General features: G+C 35.1%; 12 protein-coding genes. 4 read left to right on the plus strand and 8 right to left on the minus strand.

What is annotated here, in order from left to right; translation table 11 throughout:
* The first annotated feature begins 29 nt into the window (after positions 1-29).
* The 3 genes from BLT04_RS18080 (at position 30) to BLT04_RS18090 (ending at position 3,377) form a co-directional block, all read left to right on the plus strand.
* The gene (locus BLT04_RS18080) at positions 30-689 is read left to right on the plus strand and encodes a YggS family pyridoxal phosphate-dependent enzyme (RefSeq protein WP_089757185.1); all 660 of its coding nucleotides are present in this window, start codon (positions 30-32) and stop codon (positions 687-689) included.
* Positions 690-745: 56 nt separating this feature from the next.
* Complete coding sequence (locus BLT04_RS18085; protein WP_089757186.1) at positions 746-1,930, plus strand: sigma-54-dependent transcriptional regulator; 1,185 nt, start codon at positions 746-748, stop codon at positions 1,928-1,930.
* An 85-nt stretch (positions 1,931-2,015) separates the two neighbouring features.
* Positions 2,016-3,377, plus strand: a complete 1,362-nt coding sequence (locus BLT04_RS18090; RefSeq protein ID WP_089757187.1) for an MATE family efflux transporter — start codon at positions 2,016-2,018, stop codon at positions 3,375-3,377.
* Positions 3,378-3,785: 408 nt separating this feature from the next.
* Here BLT04_RS18090 and BLT04_RS18095 read toward each other — a convergent pair whose 3' ends face one another.
* The 8 genes from BLT04_RS18095 to BLT04_RS18130 form a co-directional block, all read right to left on the minus strand.
* Positions 3,786-4,289, minus strand: a complete 504-nt coding sequence (locus BLT04_RS18095) for a GNAT family N-acetyltransferase (protein ID WP_089757188.1) — start codon at positions 4,287-4,289, stop codon at positions 3,786-3,788.
* Positions 4,290-4,393: 104 nt separating this feature from the next.
* The gene (locus BLT04_RS18100; RefSeq protein ID WP_089757189.1) at positions 4,394-4,822 is read right to left on the minus strand and encodes a DoxX family protein; all 429 of its coding nucleotides are present in this window, start codon (positions 4,820-4,822) and stop codon (positions 4,394-4,396) included.
* Between the two features lie 68 nt (positions 4,823-4,890).
* A complete protein-coding gene (gene era / locus BLT04_RS18105) occupies positions 4,891-5,766 on the minus strand; it encodes a GTPase Era (protein ID WP_089757190.1) in 876 nt (291 codons plus the stop codon).
* A 117-nt stretch (positions 5,767-5,883) separates the two neighbouring features.
* The gene (locus BLT04_RS18110; RefSeq protein ID WP_089757191.1) at positions 5,884-6,726 is read right to left on the minus strand and encodes a sugar phosphate isomerase/epimerase family protein; all 843 of its coding nucleotides are present in this window, start codon (positions 6,724-6,726) and stop codon (positions 5,884-5,886) included.
* 16 nt (positions 6,727-6,742) lie between these two features.
* Positions 6,743-8,152: a carbohydrate porin gene (locus BLT04_RS18115; RefSeq protein WP_089757192.1), complete on the minus strand. Its 1,410-nt coding sequence runs from the start codon at positions 8,150-8,152 to the stop codon at positions 6,743-6,745.
* 2 nt (positions 8,153-8,154) lie between these two features.
* Positions 8,155-9,405, minus strand: coding sequence for an L-fucose:H+ symporter permease (gene fucP, locus BLT04_RS18120; RefSeq protein ID WP_089757193.1), 1,251 nt, complete (start codon positions 9,403-9,405; stop codon positions 8,155-8,157).
* 33 nt (positions 9,406-9,438) lie between these two features.
* A complete protein-coding gene (locus tag BLT04_RS18125) occupies positions 9,439-10,335 on the minus strand; it encodes a carbohydrate kinase family protein (RefSeq protein WP_089757194.1) in 897 nt (298 codons plus the stop codon).
* Between the two features lie 35 nt (positions 10,336-10,370).
* Positions 10,371-11,369: a LacI family DNA-binding transcriptional regulator gene (locus tag BLT04_RS18130; protein WP_089757195.1), complete on the minus strand. Its 999-nt coding sequence runs from the start codon at positions 11,367-11,369 to the stop codon at positions 10,371-10,373.
* Positions 11,370-11,712: 343 nt separating this feature from the next.
* Between BLT04_RS18130 and BLT04_RS18135 the strand changes: the two genes are divergently transcribed.
* Positions 11,713-12,276 (plus strand): Crp/Fnr family transcriptional regulator, encoded by a 564-nt coding sequence (locus BLT04_RS18135; protein WP_089757196.1) that lies wholly within the window; start codon positions 11,713-11,715, stop codon positions 12,274-12,276.
* Positions 12,277-12,371: the final 95 nt, after the last annotated feature.

The raw sequence follows: 12,371 nt of genomic DNA on the forward strand, positions 1-12,371 counted from the left end.
TTGCTTTTAAAATTCAGAAATTTGCAATTATGGGCATTCAAGAAAATTACAAACATATAAAAAGCCAGCTTCCGGAAAATGTTCAATTGGTTGCTGTTTCAAAAACTCATCCTGTTTCTGCAATTCAAGAAGTCTATGATCTTGGTCAAAAGGTCTTTGGAGAAAATAAAGTTCAGGAATTAATGGAGAAATATCCTCTGCTTCCGAAAGACATTCAATGGCATCTGATCGGGCATCTGCAAACGAATAAAGTAAAATATATCGCTGAATTTATTGACACGATTCAAAGCGTGGATTCCGAAAAATTATTATCTGAAATCAATAAAGAAGCAGGCAAAAACAACCGTACAATTAAAGTTTTACTTCAAGTAAAAATTGCAGAAGAAGAAAGTAAATTCGGTCTTGAAATTAATGAGGCAAAAGATTTATTTGAAAAATTTATGAATGGTGAATTTCAGAATGTAGAAATCACGGGCCTGATGGGAATGGCAACTTTTACTGAAGATGAAGATCAGATCAGAAAGGAATTTTTAATTCTAAAAAAGCTTTTTGATGAATTAAATCAATTAAAAACTCTAAATACATTATCAATGGGAATGAGCGATGATTTTCCTGTTGCCATTGAATGTGGTGCTAATTCTGTGAGAGTGGGATCAGCAATTTTTGGAAGGAGAGATTATTCAAAATAGAAGATTTAGGTACGCTTTTTGCTAATAATTCAATCAAAAAATCTAAATTTGCAACTATGCAAAAAATCCTTATTGTAGAAGACGAAAAAGCAATTTCCGGAGTACTTCACAGTATTCTTTCTGATGAACTTACTGAATATGAATTCGTTATAGCCGAAGATGGCCTTGAAGGCTTTAAACAGGTAGAAAAAGAAGATTTCGCATTGGTGATCTCTGATATTAAGATGCCAAAACTTTCAGGGACAGAGCTTTTAAAACAAAGTTTAGCTTTAAAACCTGAATCCACTTTTATCATGATCTCAGGTCATGCTGATATTGATTCTGCAGTGTCTTGTCTGAAAGATGGTGCTTACGATTTTATTTCTAAGCCTATCGATATCAACAGGCTGATTACGAGTGTAAAAAATGCTTTAGCTAAAGAACATTTAAAGAAAGAGAATAAATATCTTCAAACTGAAAATAAAACCTTAAAGAAAAAGGTTAGTAAAAAATACCAGATGATCGGTGAATCAGCTGCTTTGCAAAAGATTCAGGATATGATCGAAAAGGTAGCCGCTTCTGATGCAAGGGTTCTGATTACAGGTCCGAACGGTGCCGGAAAAGAGCTTGTTGCTCACTCTATTCACAATCAAAGTGAGAGAGCAAGAGGTCCGATGGTAGAAGTAAATTGTGCCGCGATTCCTTCAGAACTTATTGAATCTGAATTATTTGGGCATGTAAAAGGTTCATTTACCGGAGCAATTAAAGACAAGCAGGGAAAATTTGAACAGGCAAATGGAGGTACGATTTTTCTGGATGAAATTGGGGATATGAGCCTTATCGCTCAGGCAAAAGTATTGAGAGCCCTTCAGGAAAGCAAAGTTTCTCCTGTCGGAAGCGATAAAGAAATAAAAGTTGACGTAAGGGTACTTGCTGCAACCAATAAAAATATGCAGGCGGAAATTGAAGCAGGAAGATTCAGAGAAGACCTTTACCACAGACTTTCTGTGATCGAGATCTATGTACCGCCATTGGATGAAAGAAAAGAAGATATCAAATTGTTGGTAGATCATTTTTCAGGATTGATTTCCGAAGAGCACGGTACAGCGTTAAAGAAATTTGATGACAAGGCTATTGAAGCGTTAAAAGCCCTTTCATGGACCGGAAATATCAGAGAATTAAGAAACGTTGTCGAAAGACTGATTATTCTTGGCGGAAACACGGTTTCTGCTGAGGACGTTGCAAGTTTTGTAAGGAAATAATTTAATTATTATTTTGAAGATATATAAAGATTTGCAGTATTTACGCTGCAAATCTTTTTTTTGAACTATATGAATATAAACTATTATGAACTTTTTACACAAAAACTATACAAAAGAATGCCTGACGCTGGCTCTTCCTGTGATGTTGACGCAGGTGGGGCAGGTCTCGGTGAATTTGTTTGATAATATTATTGTTGGAAAATTACTGGGTGCAGACGCTTTGGCTTCTGTTTCCTTGGGAAATGCTGTGTTTTTTTCCATGTTTGTGCTGGCATTGGGATTTTCTTTTGCCATTCCGCCATTGGTCTCGGAGGCGCATTCTAAGGGAGATCACAAGACTATTAATTCAGTTTTCAGCCATGGATTTGTGATCAATATGACAGTTGGGATTATTTTAATGGGTATCCTGCTTTTAGGGTTGCCACTACTCTATCATTCCGGTCAACCCGCGAAAATTATTCCTGATACAGTCGGGTTTTTAGGAATAATGGCCATCAGTATTGTTCCTTTTATGGCATTTCAGACTTTAAGAGAAGTTTCGGAAGGATTATCTTATACCATCGGGGTTACAAAAGCAACGATTATTGCGAATGTTATCAATATCGTACTAAATTATGTTTTCATTAAAGGACTTTGGATTTTCCCTGAAATGGGTGTAAAAGGGTCTGCTTTGGCGAGCTTAATCGCAAGGGTTTTTATGGTGATTTTCCTGTATTTTGTGCTTTTAAATGAGAAGAAAACAAGACAATATATCAAAGATTTTTCGTTAAAAATCCAGGTTTTTACGAAAGAAATGTTTGAAAGAATGGTGAGATTAGGATTTCCTACCGCTTTACAGATGTTTTTTGAAGTAACGGCTTTCGCGGGAGCTGCTTTTATTTGCGGATTGATTTCGGCTCATGATATTGCTTCTCACCAGATCGCGTTGAGTATGGCTTCTTTTACTTTTAACTTATGTATTGGTTTCAGTGTGGCTTCAACCGTCATGATCGGGCGAAAACTGGGTGAAAAAAACTTTGTTGAATTAAGAAAAGTCGGTATCAACAATTTGAAAATAGCTTTTATTTTCATGTGTATTTGTGGAGTTGTATTTATTTTAGGGCGAAATATTCTTCCTACATTCTTTACAAAAAAAGAAGAAGTTGAAGTAATAGTATTAGCCTCAAAATTAATGATTGTCGCTGCTTTATTTCAATTATCAGACGGAATTCAGGTGACGGCGTTAGGAATGCTAAGAGGTTTGCAGGATGTGAAAATCCCTTCTATTTATACGTTTATCGCGTATTGGGTGATTACTATTCCTTTGGGATATTTCCTTTGTGTGACGTTGAATATGGGAGCATTTGGAATGTGGATCGCTTTAGGATTGGGATTAACCGTTTCTGCGGTTATGCTGGTCAAACGGTTTTTGAATCTGTCTGCGAAAAGAATTAAGCAGAATGCATAAATTTAAAGCGGTCTTCGGATCGCTTTTTTTATTCAAGTTTTTCCAATGTTTGTTTTTCCGTAGGAATTGTGACTCAAAATAATGTTTCTTTATAGAAATTGCTTCGTCGCTAAGCTCCTCGCAATGACGGAAATATATCGCTAATATTATTCTTGATATCCTTTGACTACGTCAAACCTAAAGGTTTCAGGTTGACAAACTGGATATTGAATTTTTGTGATACATTAAGATAACAACTGCAATCCTAGCCCCGATTGGAGCATCTGTTTGAGCTCATTTTATTGGATTCGGCGGCGGCTTTGCCGCCGCCGAATCCAATAAAATAGCGAGTGCGGAAAGCGGGAAATAGCTTCTAAAAGACAATTAAACTGTTTTAAGATTGCTTCGTTGCTGTGCTCCTCGCAATGACTACCCAATCCTCTTTCCTAAAATCACCAAGCTCCTTTCTACGCCATCCAAAACTGCTACATCGGGAAAAACACCCCAATCTTCAAAACCGAAGTGTCTGAAGAGTTTCAAGCTTGGTTCGTTATGCAGAAAGATAAAGCCTAATAAAGTTTTTACCCCAAATTTTCCGGCATTGTCGATGCAATATTGAAGAACTTTCTTGCCGAAGCCTTTTCCGCGACAGCTTTCATCCATATAAATGCTGATCTCAACCGTTCCGTTGTAGGCCGGGCGCCCGTAAAATGATGAAAAGCTTACCCAACCAATCGTATTATTTTGTAGATCTTCAATCATCCAAAGTGGCCGGTTTTCGGTATTATGCTCTTTGAACCATTGCTGCCTGCTTTCCACAGAAACGTTTTCTGTATCAGCGGTTACCATTCTTGACGGAATGGTTGAGTTGTAGATTTCTACAATTTTTGGCAGGTCTTCAGGGGTTGCATTCCTGAATTTTATTTCTTCCATTTTTTATGATGATTGAGTTGGCAAATATCTTAAAAATCAAATTTAAAGACACAAAAAAAGCAGTAAAAATTTCACTGCTTTTTATATTTTTTATGTAAAATTCATTACCAATCCGAAGCTCTTTTTCTTTTTTCAATCATATAATCAACAGAAAATTTTCCTGCTCCGAAAGCCATTAAAAGAAGATATATCGATAAATAAATTAATCCTATTTCCTGTTTTTCAAAAGGGTCTGCACCATGAACTATAAATACAGCAATAATCATTGTAAAGATCAAAAATCCCAAAGAAATGCGTGTAAAAAGTCCTAAAATAAGAAATATAGAACATACAAATTCTGCAAAAACCGTAAGAATTAAAGTGATCTGTGGCCCTAATCCCAGAAAATTAAAGAAATCAATTTTATCGCCTTCCAATAACATCTGAAGTTTTGGAAAACCGTGAGACAGCATTGCAAATCCAATGAAAACCCTCACAATTAATAAAATAATATCCCTAAATACTGAGTTAGAATTTGAGTTAAAATAATTCATGAAGTGGAAAATTTAGACTAAAGATAATAAAAACTCTTTTAATATAACGCCTTTATGCTTCTTTTAGTCTATCTATAACCGAAATTCTTTAGATCCCTGTCATTTTTTCGCCAGTCTTTTTTCACTTTTACGAATAAATTAAGGTGGATTTTTTTCGCAAAGAATTTCTCAAGATCAATTCTCGATTCTGTTCCCACTTTTTTAATTGCTTCCCCTTTATGACCGATAATAATTCCTTTTTGCGTATCTCTTTCTACATAAATGATAGAATCAATGAAAATTATTCCTTCTTTTTCCTTAAACTGCTCAGTAACTACTTCTACAGAATATGGAATCTCTTTATCATAATTCAGAAGAATTTTCTCACGAATGGCTTCATTAACGAAAAATCTTTCAGGTTTATCTGTATATTGATCTTTATCATAATAAGGTGGATTTTCCGGAAGCATTGATTTTAGCTTAGGTAAAATAACCTCTGTATTAAATGCATTCAACGCAGAAATAGGCAAAATTTCAGCCTTTGGAATCCTGTTATGCCACTCTTCCACCAGTTTTTCAAGACCTTCCTGATTCGTCTGGTCAACCTTATTTAATAAAAGTAAAACCGGAACCGGGATTTTATTTAATTTTTCGATTAAAAATTCGGAAGGTTCCGATCTGTCTGTAACATCTACAATGAATAAAAAAACATCTGCATCCTGTAAAGAATCCTTTACAAAATCCATCATTTTCTCCTGCAAACCGTATTTCGGGTCCAATACTCCGGGAGTATCAGAAAATACGATCTGCAAATCTTCTTCATTATAAATTCCAAAAATTCTGTGACGTGTTGTCTGAGCCTTTTGGGTAACAATGGCCAGCTTTTCTCCCATTAATTGGTTTAATAAGGTAGATTTTCCGGCATTGGGCTTTCCAACTATATTTACAAATCCTGCTTTGTGCATAAAAACTATATTACGAGCTGCAAAGTTACTAAAACAAAATCGGTCTTTCGCCCTATCTTCAGATTTAAAACAAAAAAAGCCTCTCCGGTTAAGGAAAGGCCAATCAAATAAATTGATCTAACTAATAATATGGTTTTTCATAAATTCCAGACTTCCAGAAGCAAGTTCTTGTGCATTATGCGGGGATTTCTGCCATAAAGAAACCATTTGCTGCATTCCCGGGACGGATGATGAAAAATTTTCCAAAACCAGATTCCCTTCAAAATTGATTTCTTTTAATGCTTTAAATAATTCATTCCAGTTGACAGTACCTTCTCCCAGCATTCCGCGGTGGGATTCTGTCATGTGAATATGTTTTAATTTTTTTCCTGCTAAAATGATCGGATCATAAAAATTATTCTCTTCAATATTCATGTGAAAAGTATCTAAATGAAGAAATAAATTGTCTTTTCCGGTTTTTGAAATTAAATCCAGAACATTTTTTGCCGTATTGCAAACGTAAGTTTCGTATCTGTTGATTGGTTCAATCCCGATATTTACGCCTTTTTCTTTGGCATAATCTGCCATATTGCTCCATACTTCTGCGATGATTTCTGACTCATTTTCGGTTAACGGATTTCCGGAAAAAACCCCGATTCCGCCATGAAGAACTCCTCCTAAAAAGTCAGTTTCCAGTTCCGAAGCCTTATCAATTGCCTGTTTTATTAAGCTTTCTGCCGCTTTGGGGTAAAATGCAATGTGTGCTTCTTTTGGAAGATTTAACGAACAAGCTGCCTCTAAATTATTATCTTTTAACTGCTGCTTAACTTCTTTTGCATTAAATTCCATGGAAGATGGCAATAGAATTTCAATTAAATCAAAACCCGCATTTGCTGTTTTTTCTATCGCATATTTTCCGGCTTCAGGATTCCAAACGGGTGTTATCCATGAAAGAAGAGACGCTCCAAATTTTATTTTCATATTAATTTAATTTATTTTAGAAAACCCACCATTCTGTCCTCACCCCAAGATACGTTCCGAATCTTTTCGCGCCGGACTGACCCAAAAATGGAGAATATAAGCTATTCATTGCCTGATCATTATATCTTGAAACTTCTGCAATTAACCTGATGTGTGGCCTTGCCCAAACGCTTCTTTCCGCGGTCGGAACGATTGTAGGAGCCAAAACTAATTTCATCATTGATGCTGCATCCTGATTCCCGTCTTTTCTTACCGCATAATGCAATTCCGAAAGGATATGGAACCAGTTATTGAAGTAATACGTCGCTCTAAAGCCAGTGTTAAATTCGGACTTTTTATTGAAAATTTCTCTTTTATAATAATCCATTGCTTTATTGTCACTATTGGCACCCCCTTTACTTTGCGTGTAAACAGCATAGGCATTGACGGACCATTTATCCGAAAGATTCAATAAAATATGCTCAACTGCAGTCAATGAATAGGCGCCTTTATAATTGTGAGTCACTTCGTCCGGTGCACCGTAAGTTCTCCATGTCTGGGTATTTCCGCTATCTCCACCATTGGCAATTCCGGAACCGTATCGCAATGAAATCTGGTTAAAAGATCCCGGAAGCTTTGTTTTTAAATTGGTATTTAATTTTGCTCCCAAAACCCAACCATTGTCGGAAGGATATTGCTGTACAGAGTTTTTTCCGGATTTCTCCAAAACATGAAATTCTGCCAAAAATTTCAACTTATTCTGATTGTCTTTAAACGGAATCGTATGTTCTAAAATAAAAACCTCTCTCTGTCTGTAAATCAGATTTTTTCCTCCGCTGATAACGTTTGTAAAAGAATAAGGTGTTGAATTGCTTGCAGCCGTATCAATCGCCGCCGGGAAAAACATGGAGAACCTTGTATTTTTATGTCTTACTCCCCAACCCGTTGCTGAATGATCATCGAAATAAAAATAATCTGCGACATGTACATCGTCAAATCTCAACCATCTTGATCCTGCCCAAACATCCCAGTCACTTCCCATGATATTTCTGGCTTCTACAAACGCTTCCGGCAGAGCAACGATCATTCCCTGGTTTGATTTTGTATCTACATTTCCCAAGAAAGTTCCTCCAGAATAAAAACTTAATCTCGCCTGCATATCAATTTTTGTACTTTTTGTACTGTCACCTCCCACAACCGGTTGAAAATGGAATGCAGGTAAAAAGTCAACATAATCTCCCTGATCCATTCTTCCTCCCAAAGACCCTTGATTGTTAAGGTTCAATTGCCTACCTGTTCGGCCATCCGCATTGGGTGAATAAGCGGCTCCTATCCTACCTGTTGTACCGAAAGAGAACTTTTTATTAGTAATTACAATCTGTGCGAAAGAACTTTGACTGCATATGATCATCAGCAAAAAACAGCCTTTAAAAATCTTATTTCTCATTGCTATTTAATGGTTTTAGGTTTATAAAGCTTTACAGCAAACAAAATGATGATTACATAACAGATAATTGGCAGCAAATAAGCATGAGCAACGTCCGATTCTGCGATTTTACCCATAATTGGTGTGAAAAAAGCACCACCAAACATAGCCATTACTAAAAATGAAGAAGCCTGTTGAACTTTTCCACCTAATTTTTTTAATCCTAAACTGAAAATGGTAGGATACATTACACTTAAGAATAAATTAAGCATAATTAAGCTTATAAACGAAACCCAGCCAAAACTTTGAGAAATAATCAGGCAAAGTACAATATTACAGGCTGTAAAAATCGCCAATACTTTATTCGGAGCGATATATCTCATCAGGAATGTCCCTACAAACCTGCCGATCATCATCATTGCCATACTTAAAGAGAAATAATAAGATGCCTGAGTTTCTGCAAGGTGCATTTTTTCAACGCCATAATTGATAAAAAATGCCCATGTTCCACCCTGTGCTGCAATGTTAAAAAACTGAGCAATAACGGCAAAAACAAAGTGTCTCTGCTTCCAAAGCGGTGCATTGGCATCTACTATATCAGCGTGATGATCTTCACCTGTTGCATGTTCAAGCATTTCAATCTCTTCCGCATGAGGATCTTTTAAGCTAGGAACTTTGATAAAAGAGAAAATAACCGCTAAAATAAGAACTACAACCCCGATCCAGGTGTAAAGACTTTTCACAGAATCTAACGAGGTATCTTCTGTAGTAGCCCCTCCAAAAATGAAAAAGCCACCCAATAACGGACCAACGATAGCTCCCAAACCATTAAAAGATTGTGCGAAATTAACTCGCTGATCACTGGTTCTTTCATCTCCAAGAGCTGCTACAAAAGGGTGAGCCACTGTTTCTAAAGTTGCCATTCCTAACGCAAGAATAAAAAGTGCCACTCTGAAAAAGTCAAAAGAAGCATTATTCGCCGCCGGAACAAAAAGGAAACATCCTCCCGCAAATAAGGTCAATCCTAAAATTACGCCCATTTTATAGCCAAATTTCTTCATAAAAAGGCCCGCAGGAATTCCCATTAAAGCATAAGCTCCAAAAATTGAAAGCTGTACGAGCCCCGATTTTGACTTTGAAATATGCAAAACATTCTGAAAATGTTTATTCAAAACATCTCCCATTGTAAGAGCAATCGCCCAGAAAAAGAACAGGGAAATTACAAACGCAAGTACCACCAGATACTTTTTTTCGGTAAACTTTACTGAATTCATAATGTGTTTTTTTAGTTAAAGGTTTAAGTATATTTAATTATTTTGATCTCTGAATTTCTCGAATTCATTGTATTGATAATCCGGGCATGCGCCTGATTTTGAAGTAATAAAAGCTCCAAGAGAAATTGCTTCTTTCATAATTTCTTCCGGGCTTTTTCCCTGAATTCTCTTAGAAATAAAACCGGAAAGAAAAGCATCACCACTTCCTACAGTATCGGCAATTGTAATGGGAATGGCTGAAAAACCATAATTTCTGTCACCAACGAAGTATCTTGCTCCTTTACTTCCTTTTGTAAGAATAATTTCCTTAATGTTAAAATGATTTTGAATGAATGTAGCACTGTCGTCTTCACTCGCATATTCTTCACTTAAAAAACTCATGATTTGTCTCATTTCAGCCTTATTCATTTTTACGATATCTGCTTTATGCAAAAGCTCCTGAATAAGATTAATATCAATAAAAGGTGGTCTGAAATTAACATCAAATATCTTAAGCTTTGCAAATTCCAACAGCTTAAGAAGTGTTTCTCTCGTTTTTGGATTTCTTGCCGCAAGACTGCCGAAAACAAAAGCTTCTGCATTTGAAATCAGTTCTTTATGTTCAGGTAAAAATTCTATATAATCCCACGCTACATCATTGATAATCTCATAAGTTGCCTCATTATACTGATCAATTTTTGCAATCACGGTACTTGTGGAATGTTCAGGATCAATTTGTATATAATCCGTTGTAATTCCCCATTCTTGTATCTGATCTGTAAGTTTTTTACCAAGCTCATCATTTCCGATTCTGCTTAGCATTTTAACTTCTGTTCCCGCTTTATATACATTATAAGCCACATTAAATGGTGCGCCCCCCGCTCTGGTACCTTCAGGAAATATATCCCAAAGAACTTCACCAAAACAAACAACATAAAAATCTTTTTCCATAATAGGTTAAACGTTTAATTAAATAAATAAATTTTTTATTTGACTGAATTTTTATTAATCAATTTAGCCGGAAAAGTTATTTTTTTTCCGTCCGGAGTATAATTATTAATTTGTGCATCAAGAAGTTTAATCGCTTCTATTGCCATTTCGGTTAAAGGCTGCTGCACGAAGCTGACTTCCGTAGGGAAAAGATGATAAGCTTCCGTTTCATCAAAAGCAATAACAGAAACATCTTTAGGAACCTTGATATTGTTTTTTACCAAATAGGTCAGGCCTGCAATTCCAAGCTTATTGCTTGAGAAATAAATTGCTGTTTTTTTAGAAAGGTCAATGCTTTCTTCCAATCCTTTATATACATCTTCTGTAATATTATTTAAATCGATCATGATGTTTTTTGCAGGGATTTCTGATGCCGCAATTCGTTTATCAAAACCTTCCTGTCTGTCAAGCAAATGGGGAAGCTTGGTATCATAACCAACATAAATAATTTCTTCAAAGCCTTTATTAATCAGGGTATCACAAATACTTTCCGAGATTTCAGAATTATTGATCATCACCCCGGGAATGTTTACATTTTTAAGATAACGGTCGATTGTTACAACAGGATATTCTTCTTTTATCAGTTTCAAAACAGCTTCATCAGAATCCACAACCGGCGCAATAATCATTCCGTCAACCTGTTGCTCAGAGAAAAGGTCTGTCAGTTTTTTAAACTTTTCCGGCGTTTCATCAGAACTTCCGATCAATAAAGTATAACCGAATTTCATGGCTTCATCTTCAATGCTTCTTGCGATATTCGAATAAAAATCATTGGAAATATCAGCAACAATAAGTCCTATCAGCTTACTTTTATTAGTTTTAAGGCTTTTTGCGATTTTGTTTGGGGTATAATTAATTGTTTCGGCAACATTCAGGATTTTCTCTTTTGTTGCTTCACTTATTCTGCTTCCTTCTTTTTTATTTAAAACATAGGAAACGGTTGCGACAGAAACGCCCGCAATTTTCGCTATATCTTTAATGGAAGCTCTTTTCATTTTTAAATTAATTTGCGCAAAAGTATTTCATTAAATATTAACAAAGCAATAGGCAATTTTTTTTGGTCAGATCAAAAAATATTGTATTTTCGCAGCTTTTTATTTTTACAATTCAAACACAATATAACACATTGATTATCAATTATCTATTCAAAATAATTTCTCTATATTAATTTAATGTTACTTATATATTAAAAGTTAAATACAGACAATAGCAGATTTTTGGTTAAACGTTTATGTTATAAAAATTTAATATTTTTGAAAAAACTTTGTTATTTGTCACATTTTATTCCTAAAAGCTAGTAAAAAACAAATAAATTTAAAGTATTCCAAACCATTCTTTATGAATATTGACCAAATATTAGATAAAATATACCCATTACCTGATTCTTCTAAAAAGAATTTAAAAAAATACATTTCAGAGGTAAATTACAGTAAAAATTTTTGCTTAATGGAAGCAGATAAAATAATTCCTTATATATATTTCATTAAAAAAGGAATCGTACGCGCTTATTCAACTACAGAAGATAACGACATCACGTTTTGGTTTGGAAGTGAGGGTGAAACCGTAATTTCAATGAAAAGTTATGTTGAAGATAAGCCGGGTTATGAAAATATTGAGCTTCTGGAAGATTGTGAATTTTATATGTTAAAAACAGAAGATCTGAGAAAACTTTTTAATGAAGATATTCATATCTCGAATTGGGGAAGAAAATTTGCTGAACGTGAATTAGTAAAAACAGAAGAATTGATTATTTCACGACAATTCAAAACTGCTTTGGAGCGTTATAAAGATCTCATGAAATATAAACTCGATCTTTTAAAAAGAGTGCAGCTGGGACATATTGCGTCTTATTTGGGAATTACTCAGGTGAGCTTGAGCAGGATCAGAAGTGAGATTAAGTGAGTTTTTTAGAGTTTTAGAGTTTGAGGGTATAAGTGTATGAGAATTTGAGGTATAATTTTCATGTTATTCTTATTTTTTAACAATTGTAAAATTTT

The organism is Chryseobacterium soldanellicola, assembly GCF_900100115.1.
In the GTDB taxonomy this organism is placed as follows: Bacteria; Bacteroidota; Bacteroidia; order Flavobacteriales; family Weeksellaceae; genus Chryseobacterium; species Chryseobacterium soldanellicola.